The sequence below is a fragment of the Paenarthrobacter nitroguajacolicus genome, assembly GCF_029952445.1.
Lineage (GTDB): Bacteria > Actinomycetota > Actinomycetes > Actinomycetales > Micrococcaceae > Arthrobacter > Arthrobacter nitroguajacolicus_B.
On record NZ_JAQPPK010000032.1, the window covers coordinates 1 to 20,869 of the forward strand.

At 63.6% G+C, this 20,869-nt stretch carries 20 protein-coding genes; 13 read left to right on the plus strand and 7 right to left on the minus strand.

All coding sequences use genetic code 11. From position 1 onward, the window contains the following. Positions 1–133: 133 nt before the first annotated feature. Positions 134–1,861 (minus strand): purine-cytosine permease family protein, encoded by a 1,728-nt coding sequence (locus PJL15_RS19170; RefSeq protein WP_281452726.1) that lies wholly within the window; start codon positions 1,859–1,861, stop codon positions 134–136. A 193-nt stretch (positions 1,862–2,054) separates the two neighbouring features. Here PJL15_RS19170 and bioB point away from each other — a divergent pair, with 193 nt between their 5' ends. Both bioB and PJL15_RS19180 read left to right on the plus strand, forming a co-directional pair. Beyond that, on the plus strand, positions 2,055–3,077 hold the full coding sequence (gene bioB, locus PJL15_RS19175) for a biotin synthase BioB (RefSeq protein WP_281452727.1): 1,023 nt from the start codon (positions 2,055–2,057) through the stop codon (positions 3,075–3,077). A 269-nt stretch (positions 3,078–3,346) separates the two neighbouring features. Continuing rightward, positions 3,347–3,787 carry a very short patch repair endonuclease gene (locus tag PJL15_RS19180; protein WP_281452728.1) on the plus strand — a complete coding sequence of 147 codons (441 nt, stop codon included), beginning with the start codon at positions 3,347–3,349 and terminating at the stop codon, positions 3,785–3,787. On the opposite strand, the gene PJL15_RS19185 is transcribed toward PJL15_RS19180, so the two are convergent. Continuing rightward, positions 3,784–3,957: a hypothetical protein gene (locus PJL15_RS19185; protein ID WP_281452729.1), complete on the minus strand. Its 174-nt coding sequence runs from the start codon at positions 3,955–3,957 to the stop codon at positions 3,784–3,786. The genes PJL15_RS19180 and PJL15_RS19185 overlap by 4 nt on opposite strands. 204 nt (positions 3,958–4,161) lie before the next feature. On the opposite strand from PJL15_RS19185, the gene PJL15_RS19190 reads away from it, so the two are divergent. From PJL15_RS19190 to fdxA, 10 genes are all read left to right on the plus strand, one after another. After that, positions 4,162–4,542 carry an Hpt domain-containing protein gene (locus PJL15_RS19190; protein ID WP_281452730.1) on the plus strand — a complete coding sequence of 127 codons (381 nt, stop codon included), beginning with the start codon at positions 4,162–4,164 and terminating at the stop codon, positions 4,540–4,542. An 89-nt stretch (positions 4,543–4,631) separates the two neighbouring features. Beyond that, entirely contained in the window at positions 4,632–5,231 is a 600-nt protein-coding gene (locus tag PJL15_RS19195; RefSeq protein WP_281452731.1) for a helix-turn-helix domain-containing protein, read from the plus strand. 161 nt (positions 5,232–5,392) lie between these two features. Beyond that, positions 5,393–6,715, plus strand: coding sequence for an MFS transporter (locus tag PJL15_RS19200; RefSeq protein ID WP_281452732.1), 1,323 nt, complete (start codon positions 5,393–5,395; stop codon positions 6,713–6,715). A 9-nt stretch (positions 6,716–6,724) separates the two neighbouring features. Beyond that, the gene (locus PJL15_RS19205) at positions 6,725–8,089 is read left to right on the plus strand and encodes an FAD-dependent oxidoreductase (protein WP_281452733.1); all 1,365 of its coding nucleotides are present in this window, start codon (positions 6,725–6,727) and stop codon (positions 8,087–8,089) included. Further along, on the plus strand, positions 8,086–9,327 hold the full coding sequence (locus tag PJL15_RS19210; protein WP_281452734.1) for a CaiB/BaiF CoA transferase family protein: 1,242 nt from the start codon (positions 8,086–8,088) through the stop codon (positions 9,325–9,327). Before PJL15_RS19205 ends, PJL15_RS19210 begins: the two co-directional genes overlap by 4 nt. Continuing rightward, positions 9,324–10,130: an enoyl-CoA hydratase-related protein gene (locus tag PJL15_RS19215; RefSeq protein WP_281452735.1), complete on the plus strand. Its 807-nt coding sequence runs from the start codon at positions 9,324–9,326 to the stop codon at positions 10,128–10,130. Before PJL15_RS19210 ends, PJL15_RS19215 begins: the two co-directional genes overlap by 4 nt. A 35-nt stretch (positions 10,131–10,165) precedes the next feature. Next, the gene (locus PJL15_RS19220; protein ID WP_281452736.1) at positions 10,166–11,113 is read left to right on the plus strand and encodes a dihydrodipicolinate synthase family protein; all 948 of its coding nucleotides are present in this window, start codon (positions 10,166–10,168) and stop codon (positions 11,111–11,113) included. After that, a complete protein-coding gene (locus PJL15_RS19225; RefSeq protein WP_281452737.1) occupies positions 11,113–11,940 on the plus strand; it encodes an SDR family oxidoreductase in 828 nt (275 codons plus the stop codon). The genes PJL15_RS19220 and PJL15_RS19225 overlap by 1 nt, the downstream gene beginning before the upstream one ends. Before the next feature lie 23 nt (positions 11,941–11,963). Continuing rightward, positions 11,964–13,439, plus strand: coding sequence for an aldehyde dehydrogenase family protein (locus PJL15_RS19230; RefSeq protein WP_281452738.1), 1,476 nt, complete (start codon positions 11,964–11,966; stop codon positions 13,437–13,439). A 6-nt stretch (positions 13,440–13,445) separates the two neighbouring features. Further along, positions 13,446–13,757 (plus strand): ferredoxin, encoded by a 312-nt coding sequence (fdxA, locus tag PJL15_RS19235; protein WP_281452739.1) that lies wholly within the window; start codon positions 13,446–13,448, stop codon positions 13,755–13,757. A 62-nt stretch (positions 13,758–13,819) separates the two neighbouring features. Here the strand turns inward: fdxA and PJL15_RS19240 are convergent, their stop codons facing one another. Further along, positions 13,820–14,563 carry a response regulator transcription factor gene (locus PJL15_RS19240; protein WP_281452740.1) on the minus strand — a complete coding sequence of 248 codons (744 nt, stop codon included), beginning with the start codon at positions 14,561–14,563 and terminating at the stop codon, positions 13,820–13,822. Positions 14,564–14,662: 99 nt separating this feature from the next. On the opposite strand from PJL15_RS19240, the gene PJL15_RS19245 reads away from it, so the two are divergent. Next, the gene (locus tag PJL15_RS19245; RefSeq protein WP_281452741.1) at positions 14,663–16,333 is read left to right on the plus strand and encodes an ATP-binding protein; all 1,671 of its coding nucleotides are present in this window, start codon (positions 14,663–14,665) and stop codon (positions 16,331–16,333) included. A gap of 3 nt (positions 16,334–16,336) precedes the next feature. On the opposite strand, the gene PJL15_RS19250 is transcribed toward PJL15_RS19245, so the two are convergent. The 4 genes from PJL15_RS19250 to PJL15_RS19265 all read right to left on the minus strand — a co-directional run bounded on the left by PJL15_RS19250 (position 16,337) and on the right by PJL15_RS19265 (position 20,821). Beyond that, positions 16,337–16,591 (minus strand): PLDc N-terminal domain-containing protein, encoded by a 255-nt coding sequence (locus PJL15_RS19250; protein WP_281452742.1) that lies wholly within the window; start codon positions 16,589–16,591, stop codon positions 16,337–16,339. Positions 16,592–16,626: 35 nt separating this feature from the next. Beyond that, on the minus strand, positions 16,627–17,835 hold the full coding sequence (locus tag PJL15_RS19255; RefSeq protein WP_281452743.1) for a 5-methylcytosine restriction system specificity protein McrC: 1,209 nt from the start codon (positions 17,833–17,835) through the stop codon (positions 16,627–16,629). 73 nt (positions 17,836–17,908) lie between these two features. After that, positions 17,909–20,143 carry an McrB family protein gene (locus PJL15_RS19260; protein WP_281452744.1) on the minus strand — a complete coding sequence of 745 codons (2,235 nt, stop codon included), beginning with the start codon at positions 20,141–20,143 and terminating at the stop codon, positions 17,909–17,911. A gap of 75 nt (positions 20,144–20,218) precedes the next feature. Beyond that, entirely contained in the window at positions 20,219–20,821 is a 603-nt protein-coding gene (locus PJL15_RS19265; RefSeq protein WP_281452745.1) for a DUF1349 domain-containing protein, read from the minus strand. Positions 20,822–20,869 lie beyond the last annotated feature (48 nt).

The following is a 20,869-nucleotide window of genomic DNA, read 5'->3' on the forward strand; positions in this document are numbered from 1 at the left end:
GACCACGCCGTCGCCGACGACACGCTGCCCCCCCGAGACCCGGACCAAAAAGGAAGCGACCCCGGAACCAAACCGGGATCGCTTCCCCACGCCCGTTGACAAAACGAACTACATATTAGTTGGGTAGAGTCGGTTACTTTTGCGCGGGGAGCACCAGCCCGCCCGTCTTGTCCGTGGACAAGGCGAGGGACGAGATGAACTGGGGTTCGCCGTCGGGCCCGTCCTGACCGGACCGCAGCATGTCGGGACGTTCGAACTCAAGGCCCGTCACGTGGCAAAGGAGCTTCACGTCGCTGGGGTTGCCGTCGGCGTCGAACATCGGCAGGTCAATGCCGTCATCCGCGCGGCGAAGGTAGTAGCGGCCCTTGGTGGCCAGGGCCAGGACCGGCGGCAGCACCAGTGCCAGACCCACGGCAAAGATGGGCGAGAACGGCTGGACCGCCGAACCGAACGCGCCGAAGAACACCGCGATGGACACCCCGGCTGAAACCAGCATGGAAACAAAGCCCACCGGGTTCACGGCGTAGAGCATGCCGCGGCGGAATTCGGGAACCTTGGGTGAGATCTTCAGCAGGTACTTGTTGATGGCGATATCGGACGCAACGGTGACAACCCACGCCATGGCGCAGTTGGCGTAGAAGCCGAGAATCGTGTTCAGGAATTCGAACATGTTCGACTCCATGAGGATCAGCGCGATCACCAGGTTGACCACTACGAACACCATCCGGCCCGGGTAGCTCTTGGTGATGCGGGTGAAGGAGTTGGTCCAGGCCAGCGAACCGGAGTAGGCGTTGGTTACGTTGATCTTGATCTGGGAAATAACCACCAGCACCACCGCGAGGGTCATCGCGAGCCAGGCCGGCATCATCTCTTCGTAAACACCCAGGAACTGGTGGACGGGCTCATTCGCGTGCACGGCTGCAGCAGGGTCCAGCTTGGCGATGAGGTAGATGGCGATGAACAGGCCGATGATCTGCTTGATGGCGCCAAAGATGACCCAGCCCGGACCGGCCAGGATCACCGCACGCCACCATGCACCCTTGTTCTCCGCGGTCTTCGGCGGCATGAAACGGAGGTAGTCGATCTGCTCGGCAATCTGGGCCATGAGCGAGAGGCAGACACCGGCCGCCAGCATGACCGAGGCCAGGTTCGGTCCGCCTTCCCCGGCAGCACCGGTGAAAGCGAAGAAGGCATCGATGCTTTCGGGGTGGGACAGCAGCAGGTAGCCCACAGGGACCACCATCAGCAGCAGCCACAGCGGGGTGGTCCACACCTGCAGAGTGGCCAGGGTCTTCATGCCGTAGATCACCAGGGGAATGATGATGATGGTGGACACGGCGTAGCCGATCCACTGCGGAATGCCGAGACCCAGTTGAAGTCCCTGCGCCATGATGGAGCCTTCGAGGGCGAAGAAGATGAACGTGAAGGTGGCAAAGATGATGTTGGTGACCACCGAGCCGTAGTAGCCAAACCCCGAGCCGCGCGTGATGAGGTCCAGGTCGATGTTGTAGCGGGCGGCATAGTAGGCAAGCGGGAATCCGGTGGCGAAGATGATCACCGCGGCCACGATGATGCCGAAGATCGCGTTCACCGTTCCGTAGGAGATGCCGATGTTGGCGCCGATCGAGAAATCAGCCAGGTAAGCGATACCACCCAGCGCACTGGTGGCCACCACACCGGCACTCCACTTCCTGTACGACCTCGGGGCAAAGCGGAGGGTGTAGTCCTCCAGGCTTTCCTTCGCGGCGCTCATTGCGTCGGCGTTGCCTGGCGCTGGAACTGCTGAGGTACCGGGCACGACGGCGGATGGTGCCGCCGTCGTTGGCTCCAGCGTCGCGGTACTCGTCTTGTCGTCGCTCATGCGGGCTCGCTTTCTTCGTGGTCCTTGGCTCGTCCACGACGCTAGTCACGCAGCGCGTCAATTCAGTCACGGGGATGTTTCGCAGCTGTAACTTCTGCACCACTGGTTCCAGGCTTACGCACCAAAAACCCGGATCACCCTTTGTGCGCACTCCACAAAATGGCCTCCCACCTGCGCGGATACCGTCGAGGACATGACCCATGCAAACCAAGAACCGGCCCGCCACGCCATCCTCGATACCGCCCGCGAACAGGTCCTGGAACGCGGCGAGGGACTGGACGAAGCCCAGCTCGTACAGATTCTGCGGCTCCCCGACGACGCCATCCCCGCAGCGCTGCAACTCGCCCACGAGGTTCGGCTGAAGCACTGCGGCGAGGACGTGGAGGTGGAAGGCATCATCTCCATCAAGACCGGCGGCTGCCCCGAAGACTGCCACTTCTGCAGCCAATCGGGACTATTCGACTCCCCCGTCCGCGGCGTGTGGCTGGACATTCCCGAACTGGTCAAAGCCGCCAAGGAAACAGCCGCTACGGGTGCCACGGAATTCTGCATCGTTGCCGCCGTCCGTGGACCCGACATCAAACTGATGAACCAGATCAAGTTCGCCATCGATCGGATCAACGAGGAAGTGGACATCAACATCGCTTGTTCCTTGGGCATGCTGACGCAGCATCAGGTGGACCAGCTCGCGGCGTGGGGTGTGCACCGGTACAACCACAACCTGGAAACGGCCCGCAGCTTCTTCCCCGAGGTGGTTACTACGCACAGCTACGAGGAACGCTTGGAAACCTGCGCCATGGTTAAAGCGGCCGGCATGGAACTGTGTTGCGGCGCCCTGATCGGCATGGGCGAGTCCCTGGAACAACGGGCCGAACTCGCCGCACAGCTCGCAGCACTGGAGCCTCACGAAGTTCCCCTGAACTTCCTCAACCCCCGCCCCGGAACACCCTTGGAGAACCAGGGCATCATGGACGGCAAGGATGCCCTCCGGGCCATCGCAGCGTTCCGCTTGGCCATGCCCCGTACCGTGCTCCGCTACGCCGGCGGCCGCGAACTTACCCTTGGCGACCTCGGCACCCGCGAGGGACTGCTCGGCGGAATAAACGCGGTGATCGTAGGGAACTACCTCACCACCCTGGGCCGCCCCGCCAACGCCGACCTCAACCTCCTGGTGGAGCTGAACATGCCCATCAAGGAACTCCAGAAGTCGCTATGAGCGAGGCGGCACCGGCCGCCTATTGCGGTCACTGCGGAGGTGACAGCCCGACGTCGGACGCCCACCAAAACTGCCGCCGGCAGTTGGCGATGGAGCCGCCCCGTTTTTGCCCCCAATGCAGCAGGCGGATGAAAGTCCAAGTGGCACCTTTGGGTTGGAGCGCGCATTGCTCCCGGCACGGATCCACGGGCTTTTGTACAGATAATGTTGCCAAAAGCGTTCCATAAGGGCATTGGCTGTACAAAAACTCCCTGGGTAGGCTGATTGTCATGGGCCAGAGCCGGGACCTGCTGACGCCGGAGCAGCGCAGCCGCAACATGTCCAAGATCCGGGGCAAGAACACCAAACCGGAGTTGCTGGTCCGCAGCCTCCTGCATGCCAAGGGCTATAGGTATCGCCTGCACGGGCAGTCCGGTGCCACGAAACTGCCTGGGCGTCCCGATCTTGTGTTCGCCGGCCGACGCAAAGTGGTGTTCGTCAACGGCTGCTTCTGGCATTTCCACGACTGCAAGGTGGGACTTCATGCTCCTGCCGCGAACGCGGAATTCTGGGAGGCGAAACGCAGCCGGACCAGGGAACGGGACGCACAGCAGCGGGAGCTACTTACCGCAGACGGCTGGGAGGTGCTGACGGTCTGGGAATGCGAACTGAAGGATCTTCCGGTTCTCGAAAACCGGTTGACGGCTTTTCTCGGTTCCCGCGCCGGCTAAGGCTTGGTGGACGTGGAGGGAGCAGACTCGACGGGGTGATCGGACCCGGCGCTGTGGGAGCTCTGTTGCCACAAAGCGTAGGCCGCGGTCCCGCCGATGCCGAGAAGGATGGTCATGCAAAAGACGATGATGACCATCAGCCCAGGTGCTGGGCGAGCGCCACTGTCCATGCCTTGCTCCTCTCCTACGTTCACGCTTGGGAGTCCCCCGGATCCGGGATTTCTTCCCTTCCCAGCTACTTTCCGGCCCGGGAATCAAGACTCCCTCTGAGTCCGCTCAAGATTGGATCAAGCTTTGCTTTTATGGCGGTTGGGCAGTTCCGGGGGTCCTACTGTTGAATCGTGAATCTATTGTTCGGAGGCGGGAGGGGATCGGTGTCTGAGTATGACGAATGCACAGACGCCCTGGTGGATCACACCGTCCTCATCGGGCTCCAGGCCGAGCTCGGCGGAGACCCAGGCATCATTACTGCATTCGTGCGCAACTACGTGGCGCTGCTGCCCTGGCGGGTGTCCCGCCTGCACCGTGCACTGGCCAATCTGGACATAGACGACGCCATGGACGCAGTCCTCAGCTTGAAGACGTCAAGCCACATGGTGGGTGCGATCTGCATGAACCGCCTCGCCACCGAGCTGGAGATGGGCATCCGGTTGCTGCCGCACGCGGATCACCTTCGTGAACTCGCTGACCAGGTCCGCGCGATCGAGAACTTTGTCCCGGGGACCATCCGGGAGCTCGAAAGTCCGATTCCGTAAATTTCTTCACCTTAATGAAGAAAACCATTGACTCGCTAAAGATCTTCACTATAGTTGTGTGAGTTAGCTCACCAACGAAGGATGCGGCAATGACCACCGAGACTCCTGCTCCCCCAGCCACAAGCGAACTGCTGGCGACTGTGGGAAACAAGGTGCGCACCATGCGCAAGGCCAAGGGCATGACCCTCGCTCAACTCTCGGATATCACCGGCCTCAGCCAGGCGATAGTAAGCCAGATTGAACGCGGCATGGCCAACCCTTCCTTCACCACACTGGCCCAGCTGGCCCACGGTCTGGACATCCCCGTAGGGAGATTCTTCATCGGCCAGGACGAATCAAAGTCGCCGGTAGTCCGCAAATCCGAGCGGCGAAACCTTGTAAACGTCACCCGCGAATCGGTGGGATCGGCAGTCCATGAACTGCTGACACCCAACCGGGACGGAAGCATCGAGGCGCAATGGATCAGTACACCCCCAGGGCATGACACCAGCGCAACCCCTTTTACCCACAGCGGTGAAGAGTTCTGCTACATCATCTCAGGCCGAAAGGACGTCTATTTGGACGGCGTCTGCTACAGCCTCGAAGAGGGCGACTCGATCACCTACTCCTCAGAGATCCCCCACTGGTACAAGAACAGCTACGAAGAGGTATGCGTAGCCATCTGGGTCAACGCACCACACGCGTGGTAACGCACCCGCCCTCAGGCGGCTTGGGCGTTTTCCCTTAACTGTCCGGACACGATCCCGTGGCCGCTGACACTCCTTGCCACTTTCGCATCAAACGCCTCCAACAGGCGTTCCTGCGTCATACCCTTTCACGCCCTCCGGGGCGTCAGCGTAAGGAAACTTCCATGCTGGACATCCAAACGGACAACGCTGTCCCCACACCCAAAGCAACCACTCCTGACAAGGGCAAGAAATTCAGCCCAGAGGTCCGCAAAGGCCTCCTCGGCCTGGGCCTCGGCAACGCCCTTGAATGGTACGACTGGATGGTCTTCGGCCTCCTGTCAGCCTTCATTGGCCCAAACTTCTTCCCCAACACCGATCCCCTGTCCGCGACGCTGAACGCCTTGGCTGTGTTCGCCGTCGGATTCGCCTTCCGCCCCTTGGGTGGCATCCTCCTGGGAACACTTGCGGACCGTATCGGCCGGCGGCGTGTCATGCTGCTCTCCATCATGCTGATGGCCGGCACCACGTTGATCATCGCCATCACGCCCAGCTATGCAACCATCGGACCCGCTGCCGGCATCATCCTGCTGGCCTGCCGTGTCCTGCAGGGCATTTCCACGGGCATCGAAGCCCCACTCTCCACCTCCCACGCCGTTGAACTGGCACCGGAAGGCCGCGAAGGCTATGTCGCCGGCATCATGTCCTTCTACGTCAACATCGGCATCCTGATGGCCTCGCTGGTCAGCTTCCTGTGCAGCCTGGTCATCGGCGGCGCAGCCATGGGCGAATGGGGCTGGCGCGTACCGTTCATCATCGGCGCACTCTTCGGCTTCGTGGTCCTGTACCTGCGGCGCTCGCTTCCGGAGACCCTCAAGCAAGAGGAAATGGCCACCAACACGCCCCGCGCTGTCTGGAAGGGTGTCAGCAAGCACTGGCTTTCCGTCCTGGCCATCATCTTCGTAGTGGGCGCAGCGCAGGCCTACAACTACGCCTGGAACGTTGGCCTCCCAAGCGCAGCACGCAGCGGTTTCAAGGAAGATCCCACCGCTGTCTTCGCCCTCACCACCGTTCTGGGCGTCATCCTGGTGGTTGGCAGCTGGGTCATCGGCAAACTGGCCGACGGCAAGGCGATGTCCAAGTGGTTCCTGGTAACCCGCATCCTGGCCATCCCGGCGGTCTTCCTGATGCTGCTGTACGTGCAGCCGGGCATCGGTGGCTTCGCGGCCGTCCTGCTGGGCGGCTCGATAGTTCTGGTGCTCAACATGACCCTGTACAACGTTGTCAGCTCCTCCCTAATGCCAAAAAACATCCGGGGCACGGGCGTAGCCCTGGGTTACGGAATCGGCGTGGCCCTCTTCGGCGGCACCGCCTCGTATCTCCTGGTTTGGTTCCAGTCGCTGAACCTCAGCTGGATCTTCCCGGTCTACGTGGCCGTCCTGTCCATCCTCAGCATCGTTTTCTACATCGCCGCCCGCCGCTCCAACGGCATCTTCGTCGGCAAGTAAGGACTTCCCATGAACACGCTTGAACTCGCAACAACGACGGCGGACCTCACCGCCCCGGTCATCTCCCGTTCCGATGTGCTGGTGGTAGGTGGCGGCCCCGCAGGTGTTGCCGCCGCCGTCACCGCGGCCCGCTCCGGCGCCAAGGTCACCCTGCTGGAACGATACTCATCCTTGGGTGGCCTGGCGTCCGGCGGCATGGTCCTGGTGCTGGACGACATGATCAACGGCCAGGAAATCACCGTCACCGGCATCGTCTCCGAATACGTAGAGCGCTTGCAGAAACTGGGCCTGGCAATCGTCCCGCCGGCTGATGACCGGAAGGCCTCCGAGGAACTCTGGAACAAGTGGGGCCGCTACGGCACCTTCGATTTCCACTCCCACACCAACCCGAAGCCCATCTGCTACGCCGCAGCCTTCGACCCGGACGGCTGGAAGCGCGTCTCCAACGACCTCGTCCGCGAAGCCGGCGTGGACCTCCGCCTGCACTCCTGGTTCTCCCGTCCCATCGTGGATAACGGCGTGATCAAGGGCGTCATCTGCGAAACCAAGCTTGGCCCGCAAGCCTTCATGGCCGACGTCGTCATTGACACCACCGGTGACATCGACGTCGCGTCCCGTGCCGGCGCCAGTTACGCCAAGGACAACTACCTCACCACCCTGGTCTTCCGCCTGGGCAACGTGGACACCAACGCCGCCGAAGCCTTTGAGCAGGCCAACCCCAAGGAAGCGCGCGCCATCAACCGCAAGATCAAGCGCATCCTCGGCGGAGCATGGGAACTGTGGTGGCTCAAGACCCCCATCGACGGCGTGGTCTGGTGCAACGCCCCGCACATGACCGGCTTCGACGGAGTGGACCCGGCAGACATGACCGCTGCCGAGTTCGCCGCCCGGGACCGCATCTCCGAGGCCGTGGACTACGTCCGGGCCAACCTGCCCGGTTTCGAAAACGCCTACATGCTGGACGTCGCCTCCCAGATGGGTGTCCGCCAAACCCGGCTCCTGCAGGGCGAGTACGTCATGACCAAGGACGATGTCACCCAGCGCCGCCACTTCGAGGACACGGTGGCCCGCGGACGCGACTACTACTACCCATACCGCTCACTGCTGCCCAAGGAAGTGGACCAGCTCCTCGTTGCCGGCCGCCACTACTCCGCAACACCCGAAGCCCAGAAAATGTCCCGCGAGATCCCGCCCTGCATGGCCATGGGCCAGGCCGTCGGCGTCGCAGCAGCCCTCGCCGTCGAAAGCGGTGTGTTGGTCCGCGAGGTGTCCGCTCTTGAAATCCAGGCGGGCATGCGCCGGCATGGTGCAGACCCAGGCGACGTTCCGTCGTCGAACGCCACGGTGGACTCTGACGCAGCGGTGCCGGCATGAGCACCATGACAGCAGAATCGACGACGGCGGCACTCGCCGAAGCTGCGCCCGCTACCCTGCCGCTCCCTTTGGACGGCATCAAGATCGTGGACTTCACCCAGGTGTTCATGGGGCCGTCCGCCACCCAGCTCCTGGGCGACTACGGCGCAGACATCATCAAAGTGGAGCGCCCCGGCGCCGGCGACATTTCGCGGAACTCCTTCCCGGACCAGGACGGCCAGGACAACCCCATCTTCCTGTCCATCAACCGGAACAAGCGCAGCGTCTCCGTAGACACCCGCACCGACGAAGGCCGCCAAGTGCTGCACCAGCTCATGGCCGACGCGGACGTAGTGGTCAGCAACTTCCGCTCCGGCGTCATGGAGCGCATGGGCTTCGGCTATGAGGACCTGCGCGCGAAAAACCCCGGCATCATCTGGGCCTCCGGCACCGGGTTCGGCCCCGAGGGACCCTACTCGCACAAGGGTGGGCAGGACGCGATCGCTCAGGCCTACTCCGGCGTGATGTGGCGCCGTGAATCCGAGGACGCCAAGCCCGCCATCTACCCCACCACACTGTGCGACTACATCACGGGCATGCACCTCATGCAGGGCATCCTGCTGGCCCTGCGCACCCGGGAAGCCACAGGTGCGGGCCAGAAGGTGGAAGTGACCATGTACGACTCCATGCTGCACCTGCAAATGCAGGAAGCCTGCATGCAGCTCAACCGCGGTTACGAGGTCAACTGGGGCGCCATGCCGCTCAGCGGAGTCTTCGAAACCACCGACGGCGCTGTGTGCATGGTTGGCGGCTTCACCCCGGACCCGCTGGCTCGAATCTCCGACGCCCTGGGCCTGGATGAGGACCTCACCGAGCGGCCCGGATTCGCCACCTTGGAGCAACAGTTCAAGAACAAGCCCGCCCTGCAGGTCATTTTCCGCGAACACTTCGCCACCAACACCACCGAATACTGGACCACCCGGCTGGAGGAGCAAGGCATTCTCAACGCGCCCGTCCATACCCTGGAGCAGGCGCTCGCGGATGCCCAGACTGAGGCCAACGGCATGATCGTCGAAGCCGAACACCCTGGCGTGGGTACGGTGCGCATGCTCAATGCCCCCATCCGGCTTTCGGCCACTCCGCCGTCCATCCGTCGGGCTGCACCGCGACTTGGCGAGCACAATGTGGAGGTCCTGCTGGAGAACGGCTTCGACGCTGAGACCATCGAGCGCCTGCAGGGCCTGGGAGTCCTGCGATGAGCGCTGTGGTTGAAGAACGCGTGGACCAGGTCACGTTGACCATTGAGGACCACGTGGCAACAGTAGTCATCGACCGGCAGCACGTGCTGAACGCCGTCGATGCCACCACCCATGCACGGCTTAATGAGATCTGGGAGCAGCTGGAGAACGATCCTTCGGTCCGGGCCGTGGTGGTCACCGGGGCGGGTCCGCGGGCCTTCTGCGTCGGTGCGGACATGTCGGCCGACGCCGTGGACAAGACCGGGCTGGAATATTGGGCCGGACTTGATCCCAACGGCTTTGGCGGCCTCAGCCTCCGCACCACCTTGGACATCCCAGTCATTGCCCGCGTCAACGGCTACGCCCTGGGCGGTGGCATGGAGATCGTCCTGGGAGCAGACATCGTGGTGGCGGCTTCCAGAGCGAAGTTCGGCTTGACCGAGCCCCGGGTTGGGCGGTTGGCGCTCGACGGCGGCATCCACCAGTTGGTGCGGCGGGTCCCGTACACGCAGGCCATGGGAATGTTGTTGACCGGTCGCAAAGCATCCGCCTCCGAGATGCATGCCATGGGGCTGGTCAACGAGGTAGTCCCGGACGAAGAAGTCGACGCCGCGGTACAACGCTGGGTGGACCAGATCCTTGCCTGCGCTCCCACTTCCGTCCGGGCCGTCAAACAGATGGTCACGCAGACATCCCATCTGACGGCCAAGGAAGCCCGGGGCCTCCGGCTTCCGGCTCTGATGGCAGCCCTGGACAGCGAGGACTCGGCCGAAGGGGTCCGCGCCTTCCAGGAGAAGCGGCCACCCGTGTGGCCGGGACGCTAAGTACTCCACCGCATTCGTCCTGAAAGGAAACAACCATGCCTCAACCTTCTGCGCCCAAAAACGCTTCCCGGAGCTGCTTGCCGGCCGGCGTCTGGGGCGTCGTGGCCACGCCGTTCCAAGGCAGCACCCTCGACGTGGATCTGGACAGCCTGGCCGAACTCGTGGAGCACTACCAAACAATCGGCGCCACAGGACTGACTGTGCTGGGGGTCTTCGGCGAAGCTGCCGCACTGACTCCCGCTGAACGCGTCGATGTCCTGGAGACGGTCGTCGATTCGACGTCCCTGCCGCTGGTGGTTGGCGTCACCGCACTCGCCACCCGGCCAGCCATCGACGAAGTCCTTGCCGCACAAAAAGCTGCAGGGAACCGGCTGGCCGCTGTGATGATTCAGGCCAGCTCCGCCAAGCCCGAAACGGTGATTGCCCACCTCGATGCCATCCACCGGGCCACGGGCGCTTCAGTGGTCCTGCAGGACTACCCACTCGCAAGCGGCGTCAGTATCTCCACGGCTGCGTTGGCTTCTGTGGTGAACGCCTGCGAGTACGTCATCGCGGTGAAGGCCGAAGCGCCGCCCACCAGCGTCGCGATCGCGGAGCTGAGTGCCGCCGTCGGGGTTTCCATCTTTGGTGGCTTGGGTGGTCAGGGCCTCCTGGACGAACTCACGGCCGGCGCCGCAGGTGCCATGACAGGATTTTCCTACCCGGAAGCCCTCGTTGCCTGCGTCGGGGCATGGCAGGACGGCGGTTACAAGGCCGCCGAACGCGAACTGCGGCCCTACCTCCCGCTCGTCAACTTCGAGCAGCAGGCAAAGGTAGCACTGGCCATCCGCAAAGAATGCCTCCGCGAGCGCGGACTCATCAAGGATTCCGGGGTACGCGCCCCGGCCGCTGGCTTCCCCGAAGTGCTCCGGGAATCCATGGGTGTCCACCTGGCCGAAGCAGCCGAGGCCTTGGATGCCCGTACAACAGTAGGGAGTTTCTGATGGACCTCGGAATCGCAGGTAAGACAGCCCTCGTCGCAGCCTCCACCGGCGGGCTCGGACTGGCCGTGGCGCGGGCGCTCGCTGCCGAGGGTGTCCGAGTGGCGGTCGTAGGGCGACGCCGGGACCGCGCCAAGGAGATCGTGGCCGAACTCCAAGCCGCCTACGGGACCGGGGTTTTGGGCAGCGGCTCCCTGGGAACCAGCGGATTCGATGCCGTCGCCATCGAAGCGGACCTCGGTACCCCTGAAGGCATCGAGTCGGCAGTGGAACAGACTGTGGCCAACCTTGGACCGATCGACATCCTGGTCCTCAACGGTCCCGGCCCGAAGCCCGGCGCCGCAGCCACGCTCACATCGGACGAGATGGCCGCGGCGTTCGATCTCTTGGTCAAGCCGCACCATTCGCTCGTATCGCATGTCCTGCCCGGGATGCGCGAACGCCGCTGGGGCCGCATCCTCGCGATCGGCTCCAGCGGAGTTACGGCTCCCCTGCCCAACCTCGCAGTATCCAACACCGGCCGGGCGGCATTGGCCGGCTACCTGAAGACCCTGGCAGCCGAAGTCGCGTTGGATGACGTCACAGTAAATCTCCTATTGCCCGGCAGGATCGCCACGGACCGTGTCACGCAACTTGACCAGGCCGCAGCCAAACGCCGCGGCACCACCCTTGAGGACATCCAGCTCGAGTCCCGCAAAACCATCCCTGCCCGTCGCTACGGAGAACCCGCCGAGTTCGGTGCCGCTGCCGCCTTCCTGTGCAGCGCGCCGGCGTCGTACATCACCGGCGTCGCACTCAGGTGCGACGGCGGCCTGATCCGCAGCCTCTGAACCCCTACACGTAAAGGATCACCATGACCTCCATCGCTTTCGACACCAGCCTCAGGGCTGAGACAACCCTGACCGCCAGGCACCTCATCAACGGCCAATGGCTCGGCGAGGCCCTCACGGAACGAATGAACCCGGCCCGCCCAGGCGAGCTCGCCGCGCTCTCCCCCAGCGGTTCCGCCGAGGACGTGGACGCTGCCATCACCGCCGCCGCCGCTGCACAGCCTGCCTGGGCCGCGCTGCCTGCACCAAGCCGAGGGGCCATCCTCATCGCGGCGGGCAACCTGCTGATCGAGCGCCAAGGGGCAATCGCCGAGGACCTGGTCCGCGAAGAAGGCAAGACACTCGCCGAGGCGAAGGGCGAAGTAAAGCGCGCCTCGGACGTCCTGCGCTTCTTCGGCTCGCTCGGCTGGGCTGCCACGGGCGAAGTCCTTCCCAGCGGCCTGCCGGACACCACCATCACCACACGCCGCGAAGCGCTAGGCGTGGTTGGGCTGATTACGCCGTGGAACTTCCCCATCGCCATCCCTGCCTGGAAGACAGCTCCGGCACTGATCAGCGGCAACACCGTTGTCATCAAGCCCGCCGAGCTCACTCCCCTTTCTGCCACACACTTGGCCCGTGCCCTTCAGGACGCCGGACTCCCGGAGGGCGTGTTTAACGTGGTGCACGGCAAGGGACGAGTGGTGGGTGACGCCTTGGCCCGGGACCCGCGCATCGCTGGTCTTTCCTTCACCGGTTCCACCAACGTGGGCCTTGGCCTGCAGGAGATCCTCAACGCCCGCCGCGCCCGTGTCCAGTTGGAAATGGGCGGCAAGAACGGCGTTCTGGTGCTGGATGACGCTGATCCCCGCAGGGCCGCCCAAGTTGTTGCCGCCGGCGCTTTCGGGCTCACGGGCCAGGCCTGCACGGCGACGTCCCGCGTGTACGTCACACCGGGGATCCGTGCCGCGTTCCTTGACGCCCTCGTGGTCGAAGCAGCCGCCTACACCTCCGGTGACGGACTCACTGAAGGTACCCGCATGGGCGCCGTGGTGAGCAGGCAGCAATTCGAGCAGGACCAGGCCGCGGTGCGTACCGCCGTCGAACGCGGTGCGACGCTCCTGCACGGTACGTTCGACGGCGACCCGACCGGCCCGCTGTTCCTCCCGACAGCAGTACTCACCGACCTCCCGTTCGACGACGCCGCAGTGACCGAGGAGATCTTCGGGCCGGTAGTGGCCGTGCTGGAAGTACCGGATTACGAGGCTGGCCTGGCTGCCATCAACGACTCCCGCTACGGCCTCACCGCCGGCATTTGCACCGATTCCCTCGCCCTGGCCACCGACTTCGCGGCACGGGCGCAGGCGGGCGTTGTGAAGGTCAACCGGCCCACGGCGGGCCTTGACCTCAACGTCCCGTTCGGCGGCGTGAAGGACTCCTCCACCAACACGTTCCGCGAGCAGGGGCGGTCCGCGCTGGACTTCTTTACGTGGGGCAAGACCGTTTACACGGGCGTGTAGCGAACCATGAGTTACGTGATCGCGCAGCCCTGCGTGGATGTGAAGGACAAAGCGTGCATCAACGAGTGCCCAGTCGATTGCATCTACGAGGGCGCGCGTTCCCTCTACATCCACCCATCTGAGTGCGTGGACTGCGGAGCCTGCGATCCCGTGTGCCCGGTGGAAGCGATCTATTTCTCGGAAGATGTCCCGGACGAATGGGCAGACTACGTCAGGGCCAACGCCGAATTCTTCGAGGACGGCCCCGGAGTGAGCCGCCCGGACCAGGACCACCCGGTCATCCAGGCGGAACCCGACCGCCTCCCCGTACCTGACTAGGTGACAGCAAACGCTCCACTGAGGTGCCAGTGGAGCGTTTGCTGTTACCCAGTTGGGCAGGGTTAGTTGCTTTGGATCGTGGGAGCCAGCCTGTATCCCACGCCGCGGACCGTCTCAAGCCAACGCGGACCCTGGATGCTGTCGCCGAGCTTCTTGCGCAGGTTTCCCATGTGCACTTCAACGGCGCGTTCGTCGGCGTCGCTGACGTAACTGCCGACGTCGTACGGTTCATTGCGGAGGCGACGGGCAAGATCGGCCTTGGTCCGCACAATCCGGCCGGTTTCCAGCAGCGCCAACAGGAGGTCGAACTCCGTGCGCGTGAGTTTCAGCTCTGCGCCGTTCAGGGTCGCCGTGCGGGAACCGGCCGAAACGGACAGGCCGTTGTGGGTCACCTCGGGGTCCGTTTCTTCCGGCGCGCTCTTGACGTCCGACGACGCACGCGGCCTGCGCATCATGGCCTCCACCCGGGCGCGCAATTCGCGTGGCCGGAAGGGCTTGGTGAGGTAATCGTCGCCACCGGCTTCCAGGCCCATGAGGGTATCGAGTTCCTCGGCGCGGGCCGTGAGCATGATGATGTAGGCATCGGAGGACTTGCGGATCTGCCGGGCGACCTCAAAACCGTCAATGTCGGGAAGGCCAAGGTCGAGGGTGATGACGTCCGGGTTCAGTTCCCGGGCCGACGTCACGCCGGCCGAACCCGTTGACGCAGTGTGAACGTCAAACCCTGCCTGGGAGAGAACCACCCGCACCAATTCGCGAATATCCTGGTCATCTTCAATGACCAGCCCCACACGTACTTCACTCATCGCTGCCCCTCAGCCCCTTCGATAACCTCAGAAGTATATCCGTTATGGTTAGGCTGATCTCATGAACCGAATTTCTTCCGCACCCGTGGTGGTTTTGCCATGACCCAACCGTCGGCATGGGATATTGGCGAAAAGAAGAAATTGTTGGTTTTTCAGCGCTCGTTCCACGAACATACCTTGCGCATGCGCGTTGTCCTCAGCCAATTGCCGTTATCGGTGTGTGTCTGTATTTCGGCGATTCTGGTGTGGCTGTTTTTCCCGGCCACCCTCGAGAATCCGCTGTTCCTCATCTTCCTGCTGAGCCAGGCGTTCCTGCTGGCTTTGTGCATTGTGGTTCCGTGGCACCGCCTGCCGTTCGCAAGCTTCCTCACCATCCCCATCCTGGACATGGTTTCCATTGCCTTCGGACGTGAAGGAGGCCAGGAGGCCCTCACTGGCCTGAGTGTCCTGGTGGTGTTGCCTGTCATCTGGTTGTGCGCTTCGGGCCTTTACCCCCGGCTGGCAATAACCATGTCCTTCGTTGGCCCGCTGGGCATTGTCTGGGTTCCGGTGTTCCTCCATGATCAGGTCAGCGAGCAGGCCCTCACCAAGCCCCTGCTGTTCCCGATACTCATCCTTGGCATCGGCGTCTCGGTCAGTGTCCTGACCTTGAGCATGGTGCGCCAGCAACGGGCCTTGGAGCAAAAGGACGAGGCCTTGAAGGAGGCCTTGGACATCAGCACCAAGCAGGAGCGGTTGCTGAATACCGTCATGGAGGCCCTGCCGTTGGGCGTGGTGGCCGTTGACGGTGACGGGCACGACATCCTGATGAACCGGCGCCAGCGCCAGACCCACGTCCTGGCTACGCCGCCGGACAACAACGACCCCGACGAATCGCAACTGCTGGTCTTCGACACAGACAAGACCACGCCCCTGCCACCTGATCGGCGGCCGGTGCGACGGGCCGTCCTGGGCGAACGGTTCACTGACCAACTGGTGTGGCTGGGCACAGGCGAGGAGCAACGCGCCTTCACCACCAGCGCCCGTCCCATGCTGGACGACGCCGGAAAGTTCGCCGGCTCCGTGGTGGTCTTCAGCGATGTCACTGACCTGGTGAATGCGCTGGCCGCCAAGGACGACTTCGTAGCCAACGTTTCCCACGAGTTCCGTACTCCGCTGACGTCCATCCTGGGCTACGTTGAGCTGATCCTCGACGACGACGAGGCCCTGGACGCCCGGTCCCGGAAACAACTCGACATCGTCAGGCGGAACGCCGAGCGGCTACTCACCTTGGTCTCGGACCTCTTGGCCGTGCGATCAGGCCAGATCGTGATTCAACGGCACACAGCGGATGTGGCCGAGCTGGTGCGCGGCAGCGTGACCTCCGCCGAACCCCGCGCAGCCAAGGCCGGCATCCGGCTCTCGATGGATCTTCCCGAAGCCCTGGAAGCCCGCGTGGATTCATCCCGGCTGGCACAGGTGCTGGACAACCTGGTCTCGAATGCCATCAAGTACTCCCCCGACGGCGGGGATGTGGAAGTCGCGGCGTGGGAGGACGAGGACTTCGTCTTCTGCCGGGTGACCGACACCGGCATGGGCATGAGCGAAGAAGAACAGGCCGAGGCGTTTACCAAGTTCTTCCGTGCCGGCGGTGTGCGCAAGAGCGCCATACCCGGTGTCGGGCTGGGGCTGCCCATCAGCAAGGCCATTGTTGAAGCCCACGGTGGAACCATCACCTTGGAAAGCGTGCCCGGGCGGGGAACCACCTTTACAGTGAAGATGCCCGCCTAGCACTCAGCGCTTAGCGGGGGTACCGCCCACCAACCCGGACTCACGACGACGGCCGAACAGGAAATAGCTGACCGGGCCGAAGAAATTGATGAAGGAAACGGCACGCCACACCGTTTTGTTGCCCCTGATCTGCGAGTCGGGCGTCCGGCCGATGCTGCGCTGGGCGGCCGTCAGCAACGCCAGGTTCAATGCCCCACTGATCAGCACAGAGACGCGCTGCCCCTTGCTCATATCCCGCCAGGACTTCTTGCCGGCCATGATGCCTCCTATCGGCGAACGGTTTACCTCTCAGGCTAGTCCGACGCCGATCGTCCCGCCACAGCCTGGCGTACTACTTCGCCCCACGACTGTTCGGCGAGGTCGGCCACGGCTGCGAGGATTTCCGACGGCGGCAAGGACAGGTCAAGCGGGTACTCCACGATGTCGATGTCCGTGTTCAGGATGCGCCGCAGCTTCACTTCCCCTCCACCGGCATAAACCAGCCAGGCAGTGGGGACGCGAAGGGCCGTGCAATACGCCAGCAACTGGTAGTGGTCCGCACTGAGCGAAGCCCCGGCGTCCGAGGCTGCCTTGTATTTGGAGTCGTACACCACCACGGGGCGGCCACCGAGGAAGTGCACGGCATCCGGACGAACGGTCAAACGGTCGGAGTCCCGGACGGCTTCGTTCAGGAGTGCGCCGTACTGCAGGCGCATCTCGCCCGGATGGGCGCTCATGGCACTCCGGAGTGCCGTCCCTACGAATTCCTCGAAGACCTGCCCCATGTCCACAACGAACGACGCCGTCCGCTGCTTTCCCTGGCCCGCTTCAGCCGAGGCATTGCGCAGGATGACTTCAGCCAGCCTGAGCGCTGCGTGAAAACGTAGGTTCATCCGGCCGGCCCGCCACGGCGGCAGCGGGGCGCCCGGCTGAAGCCGGGTCACGGCGTCGAGCTTTCCCTTGAGCTGCCGCAGGCGGCTCAGGACGTCGGGCCGGACCCCGGGCACCTGGCCCATGCGTTCCAGGGCAGCGCGAAGAATGCGGTTCTCGGCGATGTCCTCGGTGAATTCGTCGTAGGAGACCTCAAGCGGAACCATCATTCCGGGTCGTCGGGAGATCTGGTCAGAGATGCGGATCCGGCCCTTGACGGTCCGCAGCGACTCCTCGACGGTGAGATAACCCTGCAGGACTCCGCGGCTCAGGGCTTTCTCTGCCAGCTGGGCCAGTGATTCAGCGAGCGCACTCCACAGGTCCGGGTGCTCCACAGCTTCCACGGAATGGTCCCGGAAGCCTTGCTCGCCGGCGTAGCTCAGGAGGAACAGCAGGCGGTTCAGGCCCAGGCGGTCCTTGGGCCTGACTTCCAGCTGAACCGTGGCAGTCCGTACCGAGCCCACCTTTCCCACTGGCTCGATCCGGTACAGCCCCATGCCCATGGGTGAGGCCTTGGCCAGCCCACTGGTGTTGATGAAGGCCGCGGATTCAGGATCGAGTTTGTCCACCACCCCACCGGAGAGCTCGTCCATGACGATGTGCCGGGGCCCTGTGGGGGCGGTCCGGGCACTGGATGGCGCCCTGGCCGGCCTCGGGGGGATGGCGTTAGCGGTCGCCAAGACGTCCCAGCAACTGGTCCAGGCCGAAGCGCTCTTCCAACTGGGCGCGGTTCAGTTGCCCGTGGTAGTGCTCCTCAAGCAACGGCATGAGCTCGTACTTCCAGATGCGTCGAAGACCGGTGGGGTTCTGGGCTGCGTTCTTCATGAAGTACGACGGTCCGATCATCAGGTCCCGGTCCCAATCGTCGATGGCGTTGTTGAGGGCATCCAGCAGGTCCGCGTTGAGCGTGTCCAGCCCGCGGGCTTCGAGGAAGCGGCGCAGCGAGCCGCGGACGGGCTCCACCTTGGGGTGCAGTTCAATGAACGCGAAACGGCGGCGGATGGCGGCGTCCATCATGGCGATGGAGCGGTCCGCGGTGTTCATGGTGCCAATGATGTAGAGGTTGTCCGGCAGGCTGAAGGGTTCGTTGGGGCTGTACTGCAGGTAGATGCGGTCGTCCCGGTATTCCAGCAGGAAGTAGAGCTCGCCGAACACCTTGGCCAGGTTGGCGCGGTTCATTTCGTCGATGATCAGGAAGTACGGCTTGTGCGCGTTCTCCGGCTTGGCCGCTTCCTCCGCGAGGCGCCGCAAGGGTCCAGCCACCAGCTTGAAGGAGACCTGGCCGTCGTCGGTCTTGTCCGGCCGGTACCCCTCAAAGAAGTCCTCGTAGGCGTACGAAGGGTGGAATTGCACCAGCTTCACGCGTTCGTCTGTGTGGTCACCTGCCAGCTCAGCGGCCAGGTGCTTGGCGAGGTAGGTCTTGCCGGTGCCCGGAGGACCGTACAGGACCAGCTGGCGGTTCTCTTCGAGCAGTTCAGCGATTTCCTGCAGCGGTTCCAGGTCCATGTGCAGCGATGCTGCGAACTCTTCAGTCAGTGGCCGGAAACCCTGCTGGACAACCTCGACGACGGCGGTGGGCGGCGCTTCGTCCTCGCCATCGGTTTCGGCCTCCACCGGGAGCAGTTCCTGCAGGGCCTGGATAACCCTGGTGACATCGACCAGGATGCCCGGTGTGGACAGCTGCCGCTGGGCGTGGCGCGGAAGTTCGGGGATGGCGTAGCTGTCATCGAACCACCGGACCTTGCGCCGGATGCGGCGGTTGTCCTCGTGGTGCTCGGGCTCGCCCAGCACCACGCCCACCCGTACGCGGCCAGCGTGTTGGTACAGGGTGAGGTCCCCCGGTTTCATCACGGTCAGGAAGGCGAACACGGCTGTTTTGGTGTCTTCGCGTTCCACGTAACCCAGGTGTTTGTAATCCTCGTCCACGGCATGCTGGACCACGCCGGCCGTGACGCCCGCGGTAAGTGTCCGCAGGTGCTGAACGTCCAAGGTGGCCTTCTCTTCGGCAACCCAGGAGGCCAGCAGGTCAGCATTGTCGTGATGGGTCCGCAGCAGCCAGGAACGACGACCGGGATCTCCCACTTTGCGCCACTGGCTCACCAATTGGCGGGCGTACCAGTCGATGCGTTGTCCGGCTTGCTCGTCCAGGTGCAGGCGGATGCGGTGGATGTCTGCGGTGATGTCCTCATCCGTGTCACCCTTGGCACCGCCCACCAGCGAGGCAAAAGCGTCCCGGATCTCCTGGCGTTCGACGTCCGCAACCACCGGCTCGAAATAACTCGGCCAGACCAAATACTCGATGCTGCGCCGCAGGGCAGGCTGGTCTTCGGGGGTGGCGGCAGCGAGTTCGTGGAAAGCATGTGGGTCGCTCAGTGCCCTGTTGATGGTGGCCGTGCTTTGGCTGTCCACGTGGGCCACGAAACGGCACAGCCACTTCAGGTGGTCCCAGATGGTCCAGTTGAATTCGGCGGTACGGTCGCGGATCACTCCGTGGTCCGTCATGCCCTCGTACAGTTCTTCCGGAAGCTCGACAGGCGGCTCAATCCAGGACGCCGCCTCTGCCACGCGGGCTCGTTTCACCCTCAGGGACTTGACCTCGTGGGCCAGAGGCAAGGACTGCAGGAAGAGCAATTCGACGGCCAGTAGCTTCGCTTCCCGGGAGGCGTCTTCCAGGTTGTGCCGCAGGTTGGTCATCATGGGCGCCTTGGAGTCCCCGACTCCACGTTCAAGCCTCTCCAGCAACTCGGCAGCAGCATCCGCAGTCCAGGTAAGAGTACGGCCGTCCAGCGCCGAAGGTTTCCCGTGAAGCGCCGGACCGAGTACATACCAGGCTGCGTCCTCGATCTCCTTGGAGACTCCGGGGGCGCGGTCAATGGCAGGTTTCAAGGAGGGAATCACCATGCCAACTTACCTTGTTTGGTTTAACCAAGCATCTGGATATCCACAAGCTTCCCGTGCTATTGGGCCGGCCCGCGACTAGCTGCCGTCGCGGAGGTCAGCCGGCGGTTCTTCAGTCAATTCGATGGCATCAAAGCGTGCCTCGCAGCTTGGGCCCAAGGGTGCCTGCGCCATGAATCCGACGTGTACCGGCTTCTCCGTTTCCAACCGGAAGAGCCGGACGAATGACCATTGCCTGCCATCGGCCGAGGAGTGGAACGCCCATGCCGGCCCTACCCGGCTGACCCGCAGATAGACCCAGGGTGCGGTGACCACCGGCCCGTTGGAATCATCGGAGAACGTGTTGGTGACCACGCTGACCACCATCGCTTCACCCAGCGGTGAGTACTCGAAGCAGAGCTTGGCCCAGTGTTCGCTGTCCGCCCACAAACTCAGGACACCGGCGTCGAACGTTGTCCTTGGCGACGCCACCAAAACCCTCGCGGACAGCGAGAACGCGGCAGGGGCCCGGAAGCCCAACGCCGTGGCACCGTGCTGCGGTTCACCGCCCAGGGAATCATTGGTCCAATCCACGCCAGCCGCTGCCCTCAGAACCAGGGCTTCCCCGGCTTCGTCATAGCTGGCATGGCCAGTTGCCGACGTCCATTCCAAGGGAGGTAGTCCTGCAATCTCCGGTATCACGTCGGTGCTCCGTTCATCTCTGCTGCTGCTCCACGTATCCGTCCAGAA

Coding starts and splice junctions, on each gene's coding strand:
- PJL15_RS19170 (WP_281452726.1), bottom strand. CDS start 1,861: ATGAGCGACGACAAGACGAGTACCGCGACGCTGGAGCCAACGACGGCG.
- bioB (WP_281452727.1), top strand. CDS start 2,055: ATGACCCATGCAAACCAAGAACCGGCCCGCCACGCCATCCTCGATACC.
- PJL15_RS19180 (WP_281452728.1), top strand. CDS start 3,347: ATGGGCCAGAGCCGGGACCTGCTGACGCCGGAGCAGCGCAGCCGCAAC.
- PJL15_RS19185 (WP_281452729.1), bottom strand. CDS start 3,957: ATGGACAGTGGCGCTCGCCCAGCACCTGGGCTGATGGTCATCATCGTC.
- PJL15_RS19195 (WP_281452731.1), top strand. CDS start 4,632: ATGACCACCGAGACTCCTGCTCCCCCAGCCACAAGCGAACTGCTGGCG.
- PJL15_RS19200 (WP_281452732.1), top strand. CDS start 5,393: ATGCTGGACATCCAAACGGACAACGCTGTCCCCACACCCAAAGCAACC.
- PJL15_RS19205 (WP_281452733.1), top strand. CDS start 6,725: ATGAACACGCTTGAACTCGCAACAACGACGGCGGACCTCACCGCCCCG.
- PJL15_RS19210 (WP_281452734.1), top strand. CDS start 8,086: ATGAGCACCATGACAGCAGAATCGACGACGGCGGCACTCGCCGAAGCT.
- PJL15_RS19215 (WP_281452735.1), top strand. CDS start 9,324: ATGAGCGCTGTGGTTGAAGAACGCGTGGACCAGGTCACGTTGACCATT.
- PJL15_RS19220 (WP_281452736.1), top strand. CDS start 10,166: ATGCCTCAACCTTCTGCGCCCAAAAACGCTTCCCGGAGCTGCTTGCCG.
- PJL15_RS19225 (WP_281452737.1), top strand. CDS start 11,113: ATGGACCTCGGAATCGCAGGTAAGACAGCCCTCGTCGCAGCCTCCACC.
- PJL15_RS19230 (WP_281452738.1), top strand. CDS start 11,964: ATGACCTCCATCGCTTTCGACACCAGCCTCAGGGCTGAGACAACCCTG.
- fdxA (WP_281452739.1), top strand. CDS start 13,446: ATGAGTTACGTGATCGCGCAGCCCTGCGTGGATGTGAAGGACAAAGCG.
- PJL15_RS19240 (WP_281452740.1), bottom strand. CDS start 14,563: ATGAGTGAAGTACGTGTGGGGCTGGTCATTGAAGATGACCAGGATATT.
- PJL15_RS19245 (WP_281452741.1), top strand. CDS start 14,663: ATGACCCAACCGTCGGCATGGGATATTGGCGAAAAGAAGAAATTGTTG.
- PJL15_RS19250 (WP_281452742.1), bottom strand. CDS start 16,591: ATGGCCGGCAAGAAGTCCTGGCGGGATATGAGCAAGGGGCAGCGCGTC.
- PJL15_RS19255 (WP_281452743.1), bottom strand. CDS start 17,835: ATGGACGAGCTCTCCGGTGGGGTGGTGGACAAACTCGATCCTGAATCC.
- PJL15_RS19260 (WP_281452744.1), bottom strand. CDS start 20,143: ATGGTGATTCCCTCCTTGAAACCTGCCATTGACCGCGCCCCCGGAGTC.